The following is a 19,759-nucleotide window of genomic DNA, read 5'->3' as shown; positions in this document are numbered from 1 at the left end:
GGCCCGTGACATATGGGCGACGCGGCCGCGCCCGATGCGCGCGGCAGGGGGAATCGGCACGAAAGGAGGCACGAGGCCGCAGGAGCAGGACGATGGATCAGCAGGCGCGAAACGAGGGGCTGCAACAGGACGGCCCGGCGCCCGATCGCGTGACGTCCGGCGTGGTGCTCGGCTTCCTCTCCTTCGCGGCCTTCTCGTTCAGCGACGCCAGCGTGAAGGCGATCGAGGGCGCGCTGCCGGCCTACGAATCCTCCTTCTTCGGCGCGCTCTTCGCCTTCCTCGCCATGCCCTTCCTGATGCGGCCCGGCGATCGCTGGACCGACATCTTCGCCACGGGCAGCCGGGCGCTGTGGCTGCTGCGCTTCGTCGCCTATCCGCTCGGCGTCATCGGGTCCGTCATCGCCTTCACCCATCTGCCGATGGCCGAGGCCTTCGCGCTGATCTTCCTGCAGCCGGCCTTCGTGACGCTGATGTCCATGACCTTCCTGCGGGAGCGGATCGGCATCCGCCGCTGGGCCGCCGTCATCATCGGCTTCATCGGCGTGCTGATCGTGCTGCGGCCAGGGCTGCGGCCGCTTGAGATCGGGCATCTCGGCGCGCTGGTCGCGGGGCTCGGCGGGGCCGTGGTGGTCATCACCTTCCGCGCGGCGGGGCCGGAGGAGAAGCGGATCTCGCTGTTCGGCGCGGGCATCCTCGGCACGGTGGTGATCTGCGGGTTGCTCATGGTGCCGGGCTTCCGGATGCCGAGCGCGCTGCAATGGGGATTCCTGGCGAGCTACGGCCTGCTTGCCGCGCTGGCCAATATCCTACTTATGGCCGCGGCCTTCCGCGCGCCGGCGGTCGCGCTTGGCCCGACGCAGTACAGCCAGATGCTGTGGGCGATCGTGCTGGGCTACCTGTTCTTCGGCGACGGCGTCGACCTGCCCATGCTGGTCGGAATCGCGTTGATCATCGGGTCGGGACTGCTGACGCTGCTGCGGGAGCGCACCCGCGGCACGCCCCTGCCGCCACCGGTGGCGACAGGCCGTCCGGCATCATCCGTGGCGCTGACGCCGGAGCAGGATGACTGAACGGAGCGTGGCGAGGAGCGCTTGAGGCATGCCGCCTCACTCACACCGCTGCACTCGTTCCCATATCTATCTGATTTTGCGCGATTCTGGCGCGCCCGGGAAGATTCGAACTCCCAACCCCCAGATCCGTAGTCTGGTGCTCTGTCCAGTTGAGCTACGGGCGCAGCCCGCCCGGCGGTGAAGGGAGAAGTGGCGCGCCCGAAGAGATTCGAACTCCTGACCCCCAGATTCGTAGTCTGGTGCTCTATCCAGCTGAGCTACGGGCGCCCTTGCCGCTCACCGCGGCGAGGCCGGGGGAATAGCGGAGGCCGCGATGGGGCGCAACCCCCTCCCCCACGAGATTGACGCGACGGGAAGACCGATGGCGGGGGCTTTGCGCGCTCCGGGCCTCGGCAACGCTTCCATGACGACGTGTCGGTTTCGCTGCGATGGAGATCGGAGGGTCTCTGTTCCTCCGAATCACCCCACCCTCAGGGTCCCGCTGATGCTGCTTTGCAGCGCCAGTGCGTGCCCCCGGATGCTGGGCGTCCTGGACTGCGGTCTTCTGGCGCGGAGCAGGACGGACCCGCCAAGCGCGCGTCGTGCGCGAGTGCGGGTCCGGATGCTGTCCTGCCCGTGGCGCACGGCACCGGGTTGAGGTTTCCAAAGGCCCTTCGGCCTTTGGTGGGGAGAGCCTGAGAGAGGCAAAGCCCCCCTCGGACCGTCATCGCCTGCGTCACGCGACCACCACCCCAGCGGCCGCGATCAACAAGACCAGGCCTACCGGCGCTGCGATCCGCCTGCCCCAGCGGCTGTTCTTCTCCAGTGCCATGACGGCGCCGAGCACCAGCATCCAGCCCAGGCTGCCGGTCCCGACTATGAACATCAGCAGCATCAGCAGCCAGCAGCAGCCGACGCAGTAGGCACCATGCGCGACGCCGAGTCGGACGCTCTCCCACATCGGCCGTTCGCCGCTCCAGCGTGCGAAGACAAAGGCGAGCGGCGACCGGCACCCGTCAAGGCAGCGATATTTCATCGGCGAGAACTGGAACAGTCCGGCCGCGAGCAGAATGCCCGCCCCGATGACCCACCCGTTGAAGGTCAGCCAGACCGAGGCCCGCGCAAGCACGAGCAGCCCCAACCCCAGCAGATGCGCCATGATGCCAAAGGCGAACCAGACCGAGAGATAGCCGGCGAAGAGTAGCGCCAGCAGCCAGGCGCGGTCGGCTCGGTCGCGCGTCACCCGCCGGAACACGATGACCAGAGGTAGCGTCGTGGGCAGCATCATCGCCGCCGTCATCAGCACCCATCCGCCGGCATAGAGCAAGGCCGGCCCGACGATCTCGCCCGCCGGCAGCGCCGTGCACAGGCTCGCGGCGATGCCGATCTGCGTCCAGTCATGTCGCAGATAGGCGGCATAGGGCGACAGGTCCCACACGCCCAGCGCCGCCCAGGCCAGCAGCACGGTGCCGCCGAACAGCGGCACGAACCATCGATCATGCGGCGTCAGCCCGCCCATCGCCGTGTTCGGCGTCATGGCGGCGCCACCTCAACTCTGAAGTTCGAAGAAGCCCTGGATGGCGTTGTGGCCCTTCAGGCTGACATCGATGCCGAGCTCCGGCTGTGTCAACCGGAACTCCGACGCCTTGCTGACGAAGGCGGGCGAGCCGGGAATGGTAGAGAAAATGCTCTCAACCAGTCGTGTCGGTTCGCCGGTGGGGCCGCGATAGGGCTCCATCACGGCGTGGACGGCATCGCCGATCCGCAACGTCCCCTTGCCTTCCTTCACATCGAAGGTGAAGCGCGCGCGCCGGGCGTCCACCTCCTCCCCGACCAGGCCGGCGAGTTGTGCCATCGGCCCGCCAGCCTCGCCGCGGAAGACCTTCAGCAGCGCCGCTTCCTGCGGACCGCTGGCGCGGTCATCGACATAGCGGACCACACGCCATTTCCCGGCGAGCACATTGCCCGGAATGAAGACAGCGACCCCGAAATTCAGGCCGGAGACATCGACCCCGTCGATCTCGCCCTTCTCGATGCGATAGGCGAGCGACGAACGGCAGGTGCCGTTGTCCGGGTCTTCGCCGATCCAGCAGGGGCAGAGGGTGTTGCAGTCGCAGACCTCGAGCAGCTCACCCTTGAGATGATAGCCCATGGTGTTCCCTCCCAGCGTCGCGGCCCCGCGAAGGCGTGGGCCGAAGGCAATTCGATACGGAATGCCTGGCACCGCACCGGGCGGTACCAACGGGATCGGAAGACTGATTCGGGATCAGACTGACCCTGATGCGTTCCGCTGTCACGCGGAATCGCATCAGGCGTGGTGCAGTGCAGAAGCGGCCGGGGCGCGACCGCTACTCGATATCAGGCGGAGAGCTTGTCGAGCTCGCGCACCACGGCCTCACCCATCACGGTGGTGCCGACGCGCGCCATGCCAGCCTGCATGATGTCTGCCGTGCGCAGCCCACCGGACAGCACCTTGGCGACCGCGGATTCGAGCAGATCGGCATCCTCGTCCATGCCGAAGGACCAGCGCAGCAGCATGGCGAAGGACAGAATCTGCGCCAGTGGATTGGCGATGCCCTTCCCTGCGATATCCGGCGCGGAACCATGGATCGGCTCATACAGCGCATGCCGCTTGCCGCTGGTCGGATCGACCGCGCCAAGCGTCGCCGAGGGCAGCATGCCGAGCGAGCCGGTCAGCGCCGCCGCGAGATCCGACAGCACGTCGCCGAACAGGTTGGATCCGAGGATCACGTCGAACTGCTTCGGCCGCGAGCAGAGCTGCATGGCGCAGTTGTCCGCGTACATGTTCTCGAGCTCCACATCGGCGTATTCGGCCTTGTGGATCTCGCCCACCACGGCGCGCCACAGGCGGCCGGACTGCATGACGTTCGCCTTCTCGACCGAGGTCACCTTCCCGCGGCGCTTGCGCGCCAGGTCGAAGGCGACGCGGGCCACACGGGCGATCTCGTCCTCATGATACACGTCGGTGTCGAAGCCGCGGCGCTTGCCGTCGGGCAGGGTCTCGACGCCGCGCGGTTCCCCGAAATAGACGCCGCCGGTCGATTCCCGCACGACCATGATGTCCACGCCGCGCACGATGTCGGGCTTCAGCGAGGACGCATCGACCAGCGGATCCATCACCAGCGCCGGGCGCAGATTGGCGAAGAGGCCGAGATCCTTGCGCAGGCGCAGGATGCCGAGTTCCGGCCGCTGCTCGAACGGCAGGCCATCCCACTTCGGCCCGCCGACCGACCCGAACAGCACGGCATCGGCGGCCTTGGCCTTCTCCACCGTCTCATCCGTGATCGGCGTGCCCTGTGCGTCGATCGAGGCCCCGCCGACGACGCCCTCCTCCATGTCGAAGGTCACCGCACGACGCCGGTCCATCCAGTCGATGACGCGGCGGACTTCGCGCATCACCTCGGGGCCGATCCCGTCGCCGGGCAGAATGAGGAGTTTCTTGTTGGAGGGCATGTCTCGGGACGTCTCCTGATAGTCGGGGAGGCGCCCCGGGAGGGCGCCACCCGGGGGTGAGTCAGCTCAGGCGTAGAGCCAGGGCTGTGAAGCCTTCTGCTTCGCCTCGAAGGAATCGATGGCCGGCGCGTGCTGCATGGTCTGGCCGATATCGTCGAGGCCGTTCAGCAGCAGGTGCCTGCGCAGCGGGTCGATCTTGAAGGGGATCTCCTCGCCATTGGGACGCACCACCACTTCGCGTTCCAGGTCGACGGTGATGCGGGCATTGGGGCCCATCTTCGCGTCTTCCATGAGCTGCGCGCAGACTTCCTTCGGCAGCCGGACCGGCAGCACGCCGTTCTTGAAGCTGTTGTTGTGGAAGATGTCCGCGAAGTCCGGCGCGATGACGCAGCGGATGCCGAAATCGAGCAGCGCCCAGGGCGCGTGTTCGCGCGATGAGCCGCAGCCGAAATTCTCGAAGGCGATCAGCACTTCTGCCTTGCGATACGGCTCCTGGTTCAGCACGAAGTCCGGGTTCTCCGACCCGTCCTCCATGAAGCGGAAATTGGCGAAGAGGTGCTTGCCGAATCCGCTGCGCGAAATCGACTTCAGGAAGCGCGCCGGGATGATCTGGTCGGTGTCGACATTCGCCTTAGGAAGCGGCGCCGCGATGCCGGTGAGCTTGGTGAAGGCCTGCATCACACGCTCTCCTTCGGCTGATAGTCGCGCACATCGGCTAGGCGGCCTGCCAGCGCCGCGGCCGCGGCCATGGCGGGGGAAAGCAGATGCGTCCGCCCGCCCGGCCCCTGGCGCCCTTCGAAATTGCGGTTCGAGGTGCTGGCGCAGCGCTGGCCCGGCGTCAGCTTGTCCGGGTTCATGCCGAGGCACATGGAGCAGCCGGCCTCGCGCCATTCAAAGCCCGCCTCCCGCAGGATGCGGTCGAGGCCCTCGGCCTCCGCCTGCTTCTTCACCAGGCCGGAGCCCGGCACGACCATCGCGCGCACATGGTCCGCGACCTTGCGACCCTTGGCGATGGCAGCGGCGGCGCGGATGTCCTCGATGCGGCTGTTGGTGCAGGACCCGATGAAGACGACGTCCACCGCGAGGTCCTGCAACCGCTGCCCGGGCGTGAGATCCATGTAGTGGATCATCCGCTCCATCTGCACGCGCCTCGCCTCATCCGCCTCGTCGGCGGGGTTCGGCACCACGCCGGTGATCGGCAGCACGGCTTCCGGGTTGGTGCCCCAGGTGACCTGCGGCGCGATGGCATGCGCGTCGAGCTGGACGACCGTGTCGAAATGCGCCCCGGGGTCGGTGGGCAGCGTCTTCCACCACTCCATGGCGCGGGCGAGTGCCTCGCCCTTCGGCCCGTTCGGCGTCTTCGCGACATAGTCGTAGGTCGTCTGGTCGGGGGCGACCATGCCGGCGCGGGCCCCGCCCTCGATCGACATGTTGCACACCGTCATGCGTCCGGCCATGTCGAGCGCGCGGATCGCATCACCCGCATATTCGATCACATGGCCCGTGCCGCCGGCCGTGCCGATGCGTCCGATGATGGCGAGCACGATGTCCTTGCCCGTGCAGCCATAGGCCAGGTTGCCATCGACGCTGATGCGCATGTTCTTGGCCGGCTTCTGCAGCAGCGTCTGCGTGGCGAGCACGTGCTCGACCTCGCTGGTGCCGATGCCGAAGGCGAGCGCGCCCATCGCGCCATGCGTCGAGGTGTGGCTGTCGCCACAGACGATGGTCATGCCCGGCAGCGAGCGCCCCAGTTCGGGGCCGATCACATGCACAATGCCCTGCCGGTCATCGAGCAGCGGAATATAAGGCACGCCGAATTCGGCGACGTTCTTCTCGAGCGTCTCGACCTGCAGCCGGCTTTCCGGGTCGAGAATGCCGGTGCGGCGGCTGTCGTCGGTGGCGATGTTGTGATCGACCACTGCCAGCGTCGCATCGGGGCGACGCACGCGACGGCCCGCCGCCCGCAGGCCGTCATAGGCCTGCGGCGTGGTCACTTCGTGGGTAAGGTGAAGGTCGATGTAGAGCAGAGCCGTGCCGTCGGGGAGCGTGTCCACCACATGGGCGTCCCAGATCTTGTCGAACAACGTGCGCGGCTTCTGCGCTGACATATTCTTCTCCCTTCCCGACGGCCGCCGCCCCATGCGGCGGCCCGTGGAATAGTTACGCTTCGGTGGCCGGAGCCGCCGGCGCCGCGGCCGGGGCGGCAGCAGCGGCAGAGGCAGAGGCCTTCGGCGCCAGCTTCTCGGCGATGCGCGCCGACTTACCGGTGCGGCCACGCAGGTAGTACAGCTTCGCGCGGCGGACCTTGCCACGGCGGACCACCTGGATCTCGGCCACGTTCGGCGAATAGAGTGGGAACACGCGTTCCACGCCCTCGCCATAGGACAGCTTGCGGACGGTGAAGTTGCTCTGCACGCCCTTGTTGTTGCGCGCGATCACCACGCCCTCATAGGCCTGGGTACGGACGCGCTCGCCTTCCTGCACCTTCACCATCACGCGGACGGTGTCGCCCGGCGCGAAGTCGGGCGTCGCGCGGGCGGCGCTGAGGCGGGCCAGCTGATCGGCCTCGAACTGCTCCAGAAGGTTCATAACCTGGGTCCTTTCGATGATTCTCTTAAGCGGCGGCAGGGTGGCCGTCCATGCCCCCAGCCCCGCGTTGTTTCGCTTCGTGCCGTGCCCAGAGGTCGGGTCGGCGCTCTTTCGTGATCCGCTCGCTCTCGGCCCGCCGCCAGCGCGCGATGTCAGCGTGGTGGCCGGAGAGCAGCACCTCCGGGATGGCACGGCCCTGCCATTCGGCCGGGCGTGTGTAGTGCGGGTATTCCAGCAGGCCTTCGCCGCCGTGGCTTTCCTCGGTGGCGCTGTCCGCCGCCCCCATCACGCCCGGCAGCAACCGGACGCAGGCATCGAGCAGCACCAGCGCCGCCGTCTCGCCACCGCTCAGCACGTAGTCGCCGATCGAGACCTCGACCATGCCGCGCGCCTCGATGACGCGCTGGTCGATGCCTTCGTAGCGGCCGCAGAGCAGGACGCAGCCCGGCCCCTCGGCGAGGCCGCGGACCATCGCCTGGTCCAGCAGCCGCCCGCGCGGGGTCAGGTAAATCAGCGGACGGGCATCGCCCTCGGGCATGACGCCCGCGATGGCGGTGTCCAGCACGTCGGGGCGCATGACCATCCCCGCCCCGCCGCCGGCCGGCGTGTCATCGACGGTGCGATGACGGTCGGTCGCGAAGGAGCGGATGTCGGTCGCCTCCAGCGCCCACTTGCCATCGCGCAACGCGCGACCGGCGAGCGACAGCCCGAGCGGCCCCGGGAACATCTCCGGGAACAAGGTCAGGACAGAAGCCCGCCAGCTCATGCCGCGTCCTCCTCCCCCGCCTGCGGGCGCACCAGGATCTCGCCCGGCATCACCACCGTGACGCGCCCGCCCGCCAGGTCCACCACCGGCACGACGGCCTTGGTGAAGGGCAGCAGGTGCTCGCGCGTCCCGCCATCGACGATCAGGAAGGCGCCGGCGCCGTGGTCCTCGACCGCGCGCACCCGCCCCAGGGTCTCCCCATCCGCTGTCACGGCCGACAGGCCGATCAGGTCGGTCAGGTAGAACTCCTCTTCCTCCGTCGCCGGCAGCCGGTCGCGCTCGACATAGAGCTTGGTCCCGGTCAGGCGCTGCGCCGCGTCGCGATCGGTGACACCCGCGATGGCGGCGATATCGCCCCCCTTCAGGGTCAGCTCGAAGCGCCGCGCACCACTCTCGTCGGTCAGCGGGGAGTAGGCGGCGATGGCGGCCGGGTCCTCGGTGAAGGCGCGCAGGCGCACGAGACCACGCACGCCATGCGGCCTGCCGATCTCGCCCACCATCACGCGCTTCACCGCCACGTCAGATCACCCCGTTCGGAAGGATTCAGCCCGCCGCGGCGGCGGCGCGTTCCTGCGCCTTCTTCTTCGGCGCGGACTGCTTCGGCTGCTCACGGAACACGGGCATCGGCGCCAGGCCGGCCTTGCCCAGGAACTTCGCGACGCGGTCCGTCGCCACCGCACCCTGGCTGATCCAGTGGGTGATGCGCTCATCCTTCAGGCGCACGCGCTCGGCGTGGTCCGACGGCAGCATCGGGTTGTAGGAACCCACGGCCTCGATGAAACGGCCATCGCGCGGCGAACGGCTGTCGGCCACGACGATGTGGTAGTAGGGACGCTTCTTCGCGCCGGCGCGGGCAAGGCGGATCTTGAGGCCCATAGAGAGGCTTCCTTTCGCTGAGTGTCGTCTAGAATGGTCGCTTGTTTCCGGCCCCGGGCAGCAGCGCGGCGAGCCCGCCCCGCATCAGCCCCTTCTGGCCGAGCTTGTTCATCCGCTTCATCATCGCGGACATGTCATCGAACTGCTTGAGCAGCTTGTTCACTTCCTGAACCGAGGTCCCCGACCCCGCGGCGATGCGCTTCTTGCGCGACGCCTTGATCACGTCGGGGAGGCGACGCTCCTTCGGCGTCATCGAGGAGATGATCGCCGCCTGTCGCTTCAGGATGGAGGTATCCAGATTGGCGTCGCTCAGCTGCTGCTTGATCTTGCCGACACCCGGCAGCATGCCGAGGATGCCCTGCAGGCTGCCCATCTTGCCGATCTGCTTGAGCTGGGAGGCGTAGTCCTCCAGCGTGAACTGGCCCTTCTGCATCCGGGCCGCGAGCTTCTCGGCCTCGTCCTGGTCGATCGTCGCCGCGGCCTTCTCGACCAGCGACACGATGTCGCCCATGCCGAGGATGCGCGAGGCGATCCGGTCCGGATGGAAATCCTCGAGCGCATCGAGCTTCTCGCCCGCGCCCAGCAGCTTGATCGGCGCGCCGGTGACGGCCCGCATGGACAGCGCCGCACCGCCGCGCGCATCGCCGTCGATGCGCGTCATGACGATGCCCGTCACGCCGACCTTGTCCTGGAAGGCCTTGGCGGTGTTCACCGCGTCCTGGCCGGTCATGGCGTCCACGACCAGCAGCGTCTCGTGCGGATTGGTGGCGAGCTTGACCTGCGCCACCTCCTCCATCAGCGCCTCATCGATGGCGAGGCGGCCGGCGGTGTCGAGGATGACGACGTCGTAGAGCTCGCGCCGGCCGACATCCATCGCCCGCATCGCGATCTGCATCGGCGTCTGGCCGGCCACGATCGGCAGCGAGGTCACCTCGGCCTGCTGTGCCAGGGTCTGCAACTGCAATTGCGCCGCCGGGCGATGCACGTCGAGCGAGGCGAGCAGGACCTTCTTCTTGTCCCGCGACCGGAGCCGCAGCGCGATCTTGCCCGAGGTCGTCGTCTTGCCCGACCCCTGCAGGCCGACCATCAGGATCGGCACCGGCGACGGCGCGTTCAGGTCGATGCCGCGCTTGCCGTCATCGCCTTCGCCGCCGCCCAGCGCCTCGACCAGCGCGTCGTTGACGATCTTGATGACCTGCTGGGCGGGGGAGACGGAGCGGATGACCTCCTGCCCCACCGCGCGGTCGCGCACCTTGTTGACCAGGTCACGGACCACCGGCAGCGCAACGTCGGCCTCCAGCAACGCCACGCGGACCTCGCGCAGCGCCTCGGTCACGTCGGCCTCCGACAGCGCGCCGCGGCGGCGCAGCCGGTCGAAGACCCCGTTCAGCTTGCTGGACAATGCCTCGAACATCGGGCGGTCCGTTCCAGTCCTTCACAACGCGTTGCGGTTGCCCCAAACGAGTTTGCGCCGCTGCGCGAGCCTTCGCGGAGCGGCGGTGCCAGCCCATCAGGGGCCGACAGACGGTTCGGGGCGAACCGGGGAATGGGCGTTTAGGGCGGGTCGGGGGGAAAGGTCAAGAAGGAAGGCCCGGGGAAGGGTCTGGCCGCCCGCAGAGGCGAGCCGACGGCGAAATCCCCGTCCGATCGGAGGGGCGCCGCCCCTCCGAACCACCCCGCCAGGGGCTTGGAGCCCCTGGACCGCAATCTGTTGCGGCCGGGCACGGCGGTCATGCCAACCGTCCCAGCCGGCGTCGTGCGCCAGTATGGGACGAATACCATGCGTCAGTGGCGTCTTCCAAAGGCCCCAGGCCTTCAGCGGGTGGCGCAAGGGGCCGATTTCCCCTGTAGCGCCAAGGGGATGGCTGCCCAGGCCCTCGGCTCCGTTTATAGCGCGGGACCTCTCCGGGAGCACCGCCGATACGCTATCTCGAGACGTCAGACGACGAGCCTCGCGACAAGGCGCACCACCGCGACTGGATTCCCTGACAAGGAAGACGAGACCCATGGCCCCCGACGACCCTGCCCGCCTGATCGACGCCCGCATCCAGGAACTGGGGGATTGGCGTGGCGAAACCCTCGCGCGCATCCGCGCCCTGATCCACGAAGCCGACCCCGAGGTGGTCGAAACCTGGAAATGGCGCGGCGTGCCGGTCTGGGAGCATGCCGGCATCCTCTGCACCGGAGAGACCTACAAAGCCGTGGTGAAGCTGACCTTCGCCAAGGGCGCCGCGCTGGAGGACCCCTCCGGCCTGTTCCACAGTAGCCTGGACGGCAACACCCGCCGCGCCATCGATATCCGTCAGGGGGAGACGATCGACGCGGCGGCCTTCAAGACCCTGATTCGCGCCGCGGTTGCCCTGAACAACAAGAAGGCCCGGCGCTGACCGGGCCTTTACTTCGCTTGCACCAGGAGGCGCCGACAGGCGGCAGGATCGCTCTCCCGCGAGGCGTAGCGCCGGCAATCCGGAACAGTCCCGGCGTTCAGGCATCCAAGTGACCGGCAGGAGGGATACCCCTCCCCTCCGCTCACTTCGGTGCCAGCACCATGATCATCTGGCGGTTTTCCATCCGCGGGAACTGCTCGACCTTGGTGGTCTCGGTCAGCTCGTTGCGGATGCGCTCAAGTACTTTCGCGCCAAGATCCTGGTGCGCCATTTCGCGGCCACGGAACCGCAGCGTCACCTTCACCTTGTCGCCTTCCGAGATGAAGGTCTTCATCTGGCGCATCTTCACATCGTAGTCGTGATCGTCGATGTTCGGACGGACCTTGATTTCCTTGATCTCGACGACCTTCTGCTTCTTCCGCGCCTCGTTCGCCTTCTTCTGCTGCTCGTACTTGTACTTGCCGTAGTCGAGGATCTTGCAGACAGGCGGGACCGCATTGGGCGAAATCTCGACCAGGTCGAGGCCGACATCATAGGCGCGGATCAGCGCCTCGCGGGCGGTCATCACGCCCTGCATTTCGCCATGCTGGTCGATCAGGCGGACCTGGGGAACGCGGATCTCGTCATTGATACGCGGGCCGTCGCGGGTCGGGGCCTGGGCGGCGGGTACGGGGGGTCGGGCTATGGTCGTCTCCTGTCGACGTTTCGAACGGATTTCGGGCGAGTTATGGGGCGGCGGTCACGTTGCTGCAACCGCCGCCGTCTTCACGGCGCCATATTCTTCAGATCGGGGGCGGTTGCCTCGGCTGCAAGGCGGGCCACCGCCTCGGCGAGCGGCACCGTCTCCTGCTCGCGGCCGGGCAGCCGGCGCAGGACGAGCGAGCCCTCCTCCGCCTCCCGCTTGCCGACCACGGCCAGGACGGGGACGCGCTGGTCGATATGGTCCACGATCTTGCGGTTGATCTTCTCGTTCCGCAGATCGAGTTCCACGCGCAGCCCCGCCGCACGGAGCGCCTCGGCCGCCTGCTTCGCGAAGGGCGCGGCGTCGTCCACGATGGTCGCCACCACCACCTGCACCGGGGACAGCCAGAGCGGGAACCGCCCCGCATGCTGCTCGATCAGGATGCCGAGGAAGCGCTCGAACGACCCCAGGATGGCGCGATGCAGCATGACCGGGCGCTTCCGGGTGCCGTCCTCGGCCACGTATTCGGCGTCCAGCCGCTCGGGCAGCACGAAGTCCACCTGCAGCGTGCCGCATTGCCAGTCGCGGCCGATCGCATCGCGCAGGACGAATTCCAGCTTGGGGCCGTAGAAGGCGCCCTCCCCCGGGTTCAGCTCGTATTCCACACCGGCGATGCGGCAGGCCTCGCGCAGCGCGCCTTCGGCCTGGTCCCAAACCTCGTCGGTACCCGCGCGCTTCTCCGGACGGTCGGAGAACTTCACGCGGAACTCCTCGAAGCCGAGCTCGCGATAGATGGAGGACAGCAAGGCGACGAAGCGCACCGTCTCATCGGCGATCTGGTCTTCCGAACAGAAGATATGCGCGTCGTCCTGGGTGAAGGACCGCACCCGCATGATGCCGTGCAGCGCCCCCGAGGGCTCGTAGCGATGGCAGGCGCCGAATTCCGCCATGCGCAGCGGCAGTTCGCGATACGACCGCAGGCCCTGGTTGAAGATCTGCACGTGGCAGGGGCAGTTCATCGGCTTCAGCGCCAGGACGCGATCCTTCTCGGACTCATCCTCGACGGTCGCGATGAACATGTTCTCGCGGAACTTCTCCCAATGGCCCGAGGCCACCCAGAGCTTCCGGTCCACCAGCTGCGGGGTCTTCACTTCCTGGTAGTCGGCGCCGTCCAGCCGGCGGCGCATGTAGTCCTCGACGGTGCGGTACAGCTTCCAGCCCTTCGGGTGCCAGAAGACCGAGCCGACCGCCTCTTCCTGGAGATGGAACAGCCCCATCTCCTTGCCGATCTTGCGATGGTCGCGCTTCTCGGCCTCTTCGAGCTGATGCAGATACGCATCCAGCTCCTTCTGGTCACGCCAGGCGGTGCCGTAGATGCGCGAGAGCATCGCGTTGCGGTGGTCGCCGCGCCAATAGGCGCCGGCCACCTTCATCAGCTTGAAGGCGGTGCCGACATCACCGGTGCCGCGCATATGCGGGCCGCGGCAGAGGTCGATCCAGTCGCCCTGCTTGTACAGGGTGATGGTCTCGCCCTGCGGCAGGTCCTGGATCAGCTCGACCTTGTACTTCTCGCCCTTCTCGCTGAAGAGCGCGATGGCCTCGTGCCGGGTGGTGACGATGCGTTCGAAGGCGGCGTTGCGGGCGACGATCTCGCGCATCTTCGCCTCGATCGCCGCGAAGTCGTCCGGGGCGAAGGGCTCGTTGCGGGCGAAGTCGTAGTAGAAGCCGTTCTCGATCGACGGGCCGATGGTGACCTGGGTGCCGGGGAACAGTTCCTGAACGGCCTCGGCCAGCACATGGGCGGCGTCGTGGCGGATCAGCTCCAGCGCCTCGGGGTCCTTGCGGGTGATGAAGCGGAGCTTCGCGTCGGACTCGATGGTCCGCGCGAGGTCCTGCATCGCCCCGTCCACGGTCATGGCGAGCGCGGCCTTGGCGAGGCCCGGCCCGATGGCGGCCGCGACCTGCGTGCCCGTCACCGGCCCATCGAAGGACCGGACGGAACCATCAGGCAGGGTGATCGCGGGCATCGGGAAGGCATCTCCTTCGTGGGAAAATCGGGCGCGGACCATGAGCACCGCGCCCCTTCGGGTCAAGTCAGGCGGGGCAGTTCGGCCGCGACGTCCGCCGGTTCCAGGCCTGCGAGAGGAACATGGCGCAGAAAGGTGGCCCGCCGGCCACGGGGGGCGCAGAGCGCCGGGTCGCTGTCCTCGCCGAACAGGGCGAGCGTCGGACAGCCTGCCGCGGCCACCAGATGGGTGGGGCCGGTGTCGTTGCCGATGCAGAAGGCGGCGCGGCGAGCCAGAGCGGCGATATCGGCGAAGCTCGTCCGGCCGGTCAGGTCCATCGTGCCCGGCGCAGCCGCGACGATGGCCGCGGCCAGCGGCGTCTCGGCCGGCCCGCCGATCACCACCGCCGGCAGGGCCAGCGACGCGGCCAGGGCCCCGAACCGGTCCTCGGGCCAGCGCTTGGCTGGCCGCCCCGGGGAGGCGCCCGGGACCAGCAGGCAGAATCGGTCCGGCAGGGCGAAGCGGGACAGATCGGCATCGAGCCAGGACAGATCCGGCTCCGGAAACGCCGTGATGCCCGCCATCCGGAGTTGGTCGCGCTGCCGGTCGACCGTGTGCATCGCGTCGCGCGCCGGGTTCGCGTGCGGGTGCGAGGCCCCGCGCGCGATCCCCGACCATTCGGCCTGGCGACCGACGAACCAGCGGTATCGCGAAGACCGCGCGGAGGTCTGCAGGTCATAGACCCTGTCGAACCGCGCGCCGTGCAGCCGGCGCGCGAGGCGCCACAGGGCGGGAATGTCGGACCAGGACGGCCGGCCATCCTCCCACACCTCGTCGAACCAGGGCGCCATCCGGGCGAGCGGCGCATAGGCCCGCGTCGTCAGGAGCGTGATGCGCGCCCCCGGATGATGGGCGCGGATCGCCGCGAAGGGCCCGAAGGCCTGGGCGAAATCCCCCAGCGCCGCGAGCTTGATGACCAGCACCCGCATCACAGGACGTCCCGGTAGACGTCCAGCGTCGCCGCCTGCATCCGGGCCGTGGTGTAGCCCGCCAGCACCGCCGCCCGCGCCCGCGCGCCGGCGGCCGCACGATCCTCCGGCGTCATCGCCAGCACCCGGCCGATCGCCGCGGCCAGCGCCGCCGGATCGCCGGGCGGCACGCGCCAGCCGGTCACGCCCTCCTCCACCGTCTCGGTCGGCCCGCCAAGATCGCTCGCGATGACGCAGCGCTCCATGGCCTGGGCCTCGATGACGGTCCGCCCGAAGGCCTCGGGGTCGGTCGAGGCATGCACCACCACATCGGCCAGAAGAAGCGCCGCCGGCACATCCGCCGCATGGCCCACGAGGCGCACCCGCGCGTCGAGGCCAAGTGCGGCGATGCGATCCTGAAGCTCGTCGCGGAAGGCCGGCTTGGCACCGGCATCACCGACCAGCAGTGCAACGGCATCGCCGGGCAGTGTCGCCATGGCCTCGACCAGCACGCCCTGCCCCTTCCATCGCGTCACCCGGCCGGGCAGCATTACCACCGGACGCCCGGGCGCGAGACCCCAGGCCGCACGCAATGCCGCGACGCGATCGGGGGCCACGGCCGCGGGATCGAAGCGTCGCTCATCGACGCCGCGGGGGATGATGCGCAGCCGGTCCTCGCCCACGCCGTGCCGCGCCCGCACCACGCCGGCGATGAAGCGGCTGATGGCGATGACCCGGTCGCCGCGCGCCATCACCGAGTTGTAGAGCCGCTTGCCCGGGAAGCCTTCATTGTAGGTGCCGTGATAGGTGGTGACGAAGCGCGCGCCCGTGCGCCGTGCCGCCAACAGCGCCGACCAGGCCGGGGCGCGGGACCGCGCATGCAGGATGGCGACCTGTTCCGAACGCGTAATTTCGGCCAGTGTTGCGGCGTTGCGCCAGATGCCGAGCGGCGACTTGGTGTCGAGTGGCAGGGTCAGATGCCGGGCGCCGAGCGCCTCCAGCGCCGGCACCAATGGCCCGCCGGCCGATGCCACCAGCGCGCGAAACCCCGCCGCAACCAGGGCCTCGGCAATCTCGAGCGTGCCTCGCTCCACACCGCCCGAAACGAGCGTCGGGAGCACCTGCAGGATGGCGGGGGAGGAGCGCAGGCTCACGCTTCCCTGAAGTGTTTCATGGCGAGTCACATAATTTGCCGCAACGCAGCATGCCGGGTCTTGCGCCGATGGCGCGCGGGACGCAAGTGGATGCCATGTCGACCTATTTCCTCGCCATGATACTGCTGTCCGGCGGGAGCTTCATCCGCACCCGCTCGATCGCGCCGGAAATGCGGCCGGCTTCGGCCGCCTCGGACGTCGTCTGGAGCGTGGTCGCACGCGCCTCGTTCTGGATGTGGCTCGGGCTGATCATCTGGGGCTTCATGCATTATCATTGGTCGCAGCCGGTTGCCGCAGTGATGATGTCGCTCGTTGTCAACGCGGTGATCGCCCTGCGCGGTCCGATGCGGACCTGGCCGGGCCTGTCCCTGCTGTTCTGCGCCGCCGGGCTGATGTCGGGCGCGGCGACCTTTCTCCAATACTACCAACCCTGACACCCCGCCCGGCGGGACGGGGTGCCCGCCGTCACAGCGGCGGCAGATGCAGGGCGACGACATCGCCGCCCTGCCCCGGGACGGCGGGGAAGCGGGCGCGCACCGCCGGGTCGTGGCCGGGAATGACGCGGCTGTCATCGCCGCCGGCGAGCTTCTTCGCCGTGCGCCACCCCGCTGCCATGGCACCGAGGTCGAAGATAATCGGGAAGGGATTCCCGCTCAGCGCATTGGCGTAGAAGTGCATGGCGTCCGAGGCGACGACCACCGGCCCGCGGGCCGTCTCCACCCGCACCACCTGCAAGCCATCGGAATGGCCGCCCACGCGATGGACGGTGACGCCGGGCGCAACTTCAGCATCGCCGTCGTGGAATTCCACCCGGTCGGCGTAGAGGGCGCGGACCATGGCGACGACGTGCTCCGCCTCGAAGGGATGGCGGATGGCGTGAACGCACATGTGCCGGCCGACGGCGAAGTGCATCTCGCGTTCCTGGAGGTGGAAGCGCGCCTTGGGGAAGATGCCGAGGCTGCCGGCGTGATCGTAGTGCAGATGGGTGACGATCACGTCCTCGACCGTCGCCGGGTCGGTGCCCATGGCAGTGAGGGATTCCGCCACGGATCGCGACAGCTTGCGCCCCCGCTTCGCCGCGAGTTCGTGATCGAAGCCGGTATCGACCACGATCTCCCGCCCGCCGGGGCCACGCAGCAGCCAGACATAGTAGTCGAGCGGCATGGCCTCATGCGGATCGGGTAGCGGCAGCAGGTGATTGGTCTGCGCCTCCCGATCGTGTCGGCCGTAGCGGATGGCGTATGCCTCCCAGATCATGTTTCCTTGTTCCCTCCCAGGACCGTGCCGCTCATCTGTTCCGAGAGCTTGGCCACGGCGGTGTGATCCGCGCCCGGCCCAAGCAGGGCGGCGGCCGAGGCCCACATCTCCCGGCACAGCGCCGCGAAAGGCGTGGGCGTCGTCGTCTCGCGGCCGACCTCGAGCGCGATGGACAGGTCCTTGACCATGAGGTCGAGGCCGAAGCCCGCGTCGAAGCGCCGCGACAGCACGTATTCCTTGAACTTCTTCTGGGTCGAGTTGTTCATGCCCGTGCTGGCATTGAGGACATCGACCATCTTCGCCGGATCGAGGCCGAAGCGCTGGCCGATCAGCAGGGCCTCGATGCCGATCAGGTAGCCGCCGGCGGAGACCAGGTTGTTCAGCGCCTTCATCGCCTGCCCCGCGCCGATCGGCCCGCAACGGTGGATGGAGGTGCCCATGGCCTTCAGCACGGCATCGGCGCGATCGAGATCGGCGTCCTCGCCACCGGCCATGATGGCAAGCTGGCCGGTCTTCGCCCGCGGCACGCCGCCCGAGACCGGGCAGTCGATCATCGCCACGCCCTTCCCGGCCAGCACCGCTGCGATCTCCCGCGTGCGGCCCGGCTGGCCGGAGGTCATGTCGATGACCAGCATGCCGGGGGCGAGCGACGGGGCAATGCTCTCCATCGCCTCGGCCACCTGCTTGGAGGTCGGCACGATGGTGATGACGCAGTCGACACCCTTCGTGGCCACGGCCGGGTTCGCCGCCGCCTTGCCGCCGGTCTCGGCGGCGAAGGCGTCCGCGCGGCCCGGCACCACGTCGGCAACGGTGACATCGAAGCCTGCCTTCACCAGGTTGGCCGCCATCGGCCAACCCATGTTCCCGATGCCGAGAAAGGCAACACGCTTGATCGGCGCGGCCATCACTTCTTCCCCGGCAGCGCGCCCTCGGCGACCAGCACCTCATGAGCCGCCTTGAAGGCGTCGAGGCCGGCGGGGATACCGCAATAGGCGGTGGCGTGCAGCAGGGTCGCCTTGATCTCATCCACCGTGATGCCGTTGTTGAGCGCGCCCTTCACATGCAGCTTCACCTCCGGGATCTTGCCCAGCGCGGTGAGCATCGCGAGGTTCAGCAGCGAGCGCGTCTTGCGATCCAGCGTCGGGTCGCCCCAGGCCCAGCCCCAGGCCCAGGCGGTCGTCGCGCGCTGGAACGACATCATGAATTCGTCAGCCTTGGCCATCGAGGCATCGACGTATTCGGCGCCCAGCACCGCGCGACGGATCGGCAGGCCTTTGTCGAACAGGGCGGCATCGTCGGACATTTGGCGTCACTCCCTCAGGATGATTGAGGGCGGCACGCTGGCCCCTCGGGGCGGTACGGTCAACGGGCCGGGGCGATGTCCGGGCCGGCAATGCGCCGCAAGCCCGCCAGCATCGCAGCGAAGGGCTCGGCGCCGAGCTGCCCTGCCCATTCCGCATGGATGGTGCGCAGGCAGGCGAAGATGGTCTCGCACAGGGCGCGCCCCCGCGGGGTGAGGAAGACCAGACGCCGCGCGGCGCCTTCCGGGCTGCGGCGTTCGAAATAGCCTAGCGCTTCCATCTGGGCGATCAGGTGGTTCGCCGCCTGACGCGACATGCTTGCTCGCCGCGCGAGTTCCGAGGGCCGCACCCCATCCGGCGCGGGGTAGGTCAGCAGCGCCCAATGAGCGTCCTGCAGGTCGGTGAAACCGGCCTCACGCGCCGCCTGCCGCATGCGGGCCCGCACCTGTTCCAGGCAGAGCCGGAGCAGGGCGCCGACGAAGGGCGGGCCTTCGGTCAGCGGCGATGATTTCGGCATTGACTCGAACGTAAAGCCATTTTACGCCTCCATTCGTAAAGGGATTTTACGTTCCGGAGACCGCCCATGGAAGCCCAAACCGCCCCGCGCACCGTCCGCATCGGCGCCCTGGAACTGCATTTCCACGTCGACGAGACCGACGGCGCCGGCGATGTGGTGATGTTCGACTTCGTCGTCCCGCCCAATGCGCGCGTTCCGGCGCCGCACTACCACGAGGCCTGCGACGAGATCGTCTACGGCCTGGACGGCATCATGACGACGACACGCGCCGGCGTGGTGCATGAGGTCCGCAAGGGCGACGTGGTCTTCATCCCGCGCGGCATCGTCCATCACCACACCAACCTGCATGACGAGATCGCACGCGCGCTGATCGTCATCGCGCCAGGCACCATCGGCCGCCGCTACTTCGAGGAAATGGCCGAAGCGATCAGCCAGCCCGGCCCGCCGGACATGGCGCGACTGAAGGAGATCATGCTGCGCCACGGGCTGGTGCCGGCCTGACAGCGAGGGCGCCTTACCGGAACTGTGGAACCGGGAAGGGCATTGCCCCTCCCGGACCCACCCCACCAAAGGCCGAAAGGCCTTTGGAATCCTCAACCTGGCGCCGGGCGCCACTGTCAGAATGAGCGCCGAGACCCGCACTGGCGCACCGAACGCGCTGTGAGGGTGCAGAATGTCATTGGTGCAGGCAGCCAAGTATCCGGCTTTCCAAATGATCCATCATTTGGCGGGG

Annotated in this window: 22 protein-coding genes and 2 tRNA genes; 4 read left to right on the top strand and 20 right to left on the bottom strand. The window is 68.4% G+C overall.

Annotated elements, in window-relative coordinates; genetic code table 11:
- Positions 1–92: 92 nt before the first annotated feature.
- Positions 93–1,070, top strand: coding sequence for a DMT family transporter (locus tag KPL78_RS23990; protein WP_219765502.1), 978 nt, complete (start codon positions 93–95; stop codon positions 1,068–1,070).
- Positions 1,071–1,157: 87 nt separating this feature from the next.
- Here the strand turns inward: KPL78_RS23990 and KPL78_RS23985 are convergent.
- The 12 genes from KPL78_RS23985 to ffh all read right to left on the bottom strand — a co-directional run bounded on the left by KPL78_RS23985 (position 1,158) and on the right by ffh (position 10,168).
- Positions 1,158–1,234, bottom strand: a tRNA-Arg gene (locus KPL78_RS23985).
- Between the two features lie 26 nt (positions 1,235–1,260).
- A tRNA-Arg gene (locus KPL78_RS23980) sits at positions 1,261–1,337 on the bottom strand.
- Positions 1,338–1,785: 448 nt separating this feature from the next.
- Positions 1,786–2,586 carry a DUF2182 domain-containing protein gene (locus KPL78_RS23975; RefSeq protein ID WP_219765501.1) on the bottom strand — a complete coding sequence of 267 codons (801 nt, stop codon included), beginning with the start codon at positions 2,584–2,586 and terminating at the stop codon, positions 1,786–1,788.
- 12 nt (positions 2,587–2,598) lie between these two features.
- Positions 2,599–3,201 carry a DUF1326 domain-containing protein gene (locus KPL78_RS23970; protein ID WP_219765500.1) on the bottom strand — a complete coding sequence of 201 codons (603 nt, stop codon included), beginning with the start codon at positions 3,199–3,201 and terminating at the stop codon, positions 2,599–2,601.
- A 206-nt stretch (positions 3,202–3,407) separates the two neighbouring features.
- Positions 3,408–4,523, bottom strand: a complete 1,116-nt coding sequence (gene leuB / locus KPL78_RS23965) for a 3-isopropylmalate dehydrogenase (RefSeq protein WP_219765499.1) — start codon at positions 4,521–4,523, stop codon at positions 3,408–3,410.
- 66 nt (positions 4,524–4,589) lie between these two features.
- Entirely contained in the window at positions 4,590–5,201 is a 612-nt protein-coding gene (leuD, locus tag KPL78_RS23960; RefSeq protein WP_219765498.1) for a 3-isopropylmalate dehydratase small subunit, read from the bottom strand.
- Positions 5,201–6,631 (bottom strand): 3-isopropylmalate dehydratase large subunit, encoded by a 1,431-nt coding sequence (gene leuC / locus KPL78_RS23955; protein WP_219765497.1) that lies wholly within the window; start codon positions 6,629–6,631, stop codon positions 5,201–5,203. The genes leuD and leuC overlap by 1 nt, the downstream gene beginning before the upstream one ends.
- 52 nt (positions 6,632–6,683) lie before the next feature.
- The gene (rplS, locus tag KPL78_RS23950; protein WP_219765496.1) at positions 6,684–7,112 is read right to left on the bottom strand and encodes a 50S ribosomal protein L19; all 429 of its coding nucleotides are present in this window, start codon (positions 7,110–7,112) and stop codon (positions 6,684–6,686) included.
- A gap of 25 nt (positions 7,113–7,137) precedes the next feature.
- On the bottom strand, positions 7,138–7,878 hold the full coding sequence (gene trmD / locus KPL78_RS23945; protein WP_219765495.1) for a tRNA (guanosine(37)-N1)-methyltransferase TrmD: 741 nt from the start codon (positions 7,876–7,878) through the stop codon (positions 7,138–7,140).
- Positions 7,875–8,378 (bottom strand): ribosome maturation factor RimM, encoded by a 504-nt coding sequence (gene rimM, locus KPL78_RS23940; RefSeq protein WP_255569401.1) that lies wholly within the window; start codon positions 8,376–8,378, stop codon positions 7,875–7,877. The genes trmD and rimM overlap by 4 nt, the downstream gene beginning before the upstream one ends.
- A gap of 43 nt (positions 8,379–8,421) precedes the next feature.
- Positions 8,422–8,754: a 30S ribosomal protein S16 gene (gene rpsP / locus KPL78_RS23935; RefSeq protein ID WP_219765493.1), complete on the bottom strand. Its 333-nt coding sequence runs from the start codon at positions 8,752–8,754 to the stop codon at positions 8,422–8,424.
- A 28-nt stretch (positions 8,755–8,782) separates the two neighbouring features.
- Positions 8,783–10,168 (bottom strand): signal recognition particle protein, encoded by a 1,386-nt coding sequence (gene ffh, locus KPL78_RS23930; protein WP_219765492.1) that lies wholly within the window; start codon positions 10,166–10,168, stop codon positions 8,783–8,785.
- Between the two features lie 592 nt (positions 10,169–10,760).
- Here ffh and KPL78_RS23925 point away from each other — a divergent pair.
- Positions 10,761–11,141, top strand: coding sequence for a DUF1801 domain-containing protein (locus KPL78_RS23925; protein WP_219765491.1), 381 nt, complete (start codon positions 10,761–10,763; stop codon positions 11,139–11,141).
- Between the two features lie 142 nt (positions 11,142–11,283).
- Here KPL78_RS23925 and infC read toward each other — a convergent pair whose 3' ends face one another.
- From infC to KPL78_RS23905, 4 genes are all read right to left on the bottom strand, one after another.
- Entirely contained in the window at positions 11,284–11,826 is a 543-nt protein-coding gene (gene infC / locus KPL78_RS23920; RefSeq protein ID WP_219765635.1) for a translation initiation factor IF-3, read from the bottom strand.
- Between the two features lie 80 nt (positions 11,827–11,906).
- Positions 11,907–13,850 carry a threonine--tRNA ligase gene (thrS, locus tag KPL78_RS23915; protein ID WP_219765490.1) on the bottom strand — a complete coding sequence of 648 codons (1,944 nt, stop codon included), beginning with the start codon at positions 13,848–13,850 and terminating at the stop codon, positions 11,907–11,909.
- Between the two features lie 62 nt (positions 13,851–13,912).
- On the bottom strand, positions 13,913–14,821 hold the full coding sequence (locus KPL78_RS23910) for a glycosyltransferase family 9 protein (RefSeq protein WP_432761293.1): 909 nt from the start codon (positions 14,819–14,821) through the stop codon (positions 13,913–13,915).
- Entirely contained in the window at positions 14,818–15,951 is a 1,134-nt protein-coding gene (locus KPL78_RS23905) for a glycosyltransferase family 4 protein (RefSeq protein ID WP_369412838.1), read from the bottom strand. The genes KPL78_RS23910 and KPL78_RS23905 overlap by 4 nt, the downstream gene beginning before the upstream one ends.
- Positions 15,952–16,046: 95 nt before the next feature.
- Between KPL78_RS23905 and KPL78_RS23900 the strand changes: the two genes are divergently transcribed.
- Positions 16,047–16,385 carry a multidrug DMT transporter permease gene (locus KPL78_RS23900; RefSeq protein ID WP_219765488.1) on the top strand — a complete coding sequence of 113 codons (339 nt, stop codon included), beginning with the start codon at positions 16,047–16,049 and terminating at the stop codon, positions 16,383–16,385.
- A 31-nt stretch (positions 16,386–16,416) separates the two neighbouring features.
- On the opposite strand, the gene KPL78_RS23895 is transcribed toward KPL78_RS23900, so the two are convergent.
- Genes KPL78_RS23895 through KPL78_RS23880 form a run of 4 tightly spaced genes read right to left on the bottom strand, consistent with a single transcriptional unit; the run spans position 16,417 to position 19,026 of the window.
- Positions 16,417–17,208, bottom strand: a complete 792-nt coding sequence (locus tag KPL78_RS23895; RefSeq protein ID WP_219765487.1) for an N-acyl homoserine lactonase family protein — start codon at positions 17,206–17,208, stop codon at positions 16,417–16,419.
- The gene (locus KPL78_RS23890) at positions 17,205–18,113 is read right to left on the bottom strand and encodes an NAD(P)-dependent oxidoreductase (RefSeq protein WP_219765486.1); all 909 of its coding nucleotides are present in this window, start codon (positions 18,111–18,113) and stop codon (positions 17,205–17,207) included. The genes KPL78_RS23895 and KPL78_RS23890 overlap by 4 nt, the downstream gene beginning before the upstream one ends.
- Positions 18,113–18,511 carry a carboxymuconolactone decarboxylase family protein gene (locus tag KPL78_RS23885; protein ID WP_219765485.1) on the bottom strand — a complete coding sequence of 133 codons (399 nt, stop codon included), beginning with the start codon at positions 18,509–18,511 and terminating at the stop codon, positions 18,113–18,115. The genes KPL78_RS23890 and KPL78_RS23885 overlap by 1 nt, the downstream gene beginning before the upstream one ends.
- A gap of 59 nt (positions 18,512–18,570) precedes the next feature.
- Positions 18,571–19,026 (bottom strand): MarR family winged helix-turn-helix transcriptional regulator, encoded by a 456-nt coding sequence (locus KPL78_RS23880; protein WP_219765484.1) that lies wholly within the window; start codon positions 19,024–19,026, stop codon positions 18,571–18,573.
- A gap of 66 nt (positions 19,027–19,092) precedes the next feature.
- Between KPL78_RS23880 and KPL78_RS23875 the strand changes: the two genes are divergently transcribed.
- Entirely contained in the window at positions 19,093–19,527 is a 435-nt protein-coding gene (locus tag KPL78_RS23875) for a cupin domain-containing protein (protein ID WP_219765483.1), read from the top strand.
- Positions 19,528–19,759: the final 232 nt, after the last annotated feature.

The sequence above is a fragment of the Roseomonas alba genome, assembly GCF_019430885.1.
Lineage (GTDB): Bacteria > Pseudomonadota > Alphaproteobacteria > Acetobacterales > Acetobacteraceae > Neoroseomonas > Neoroseomonas alba.
The sequence above is the reverse complement of the archived record's forward strand: the minus strand, read 5'-3'. Positions and strand labels throughout refer to the sequence as shown.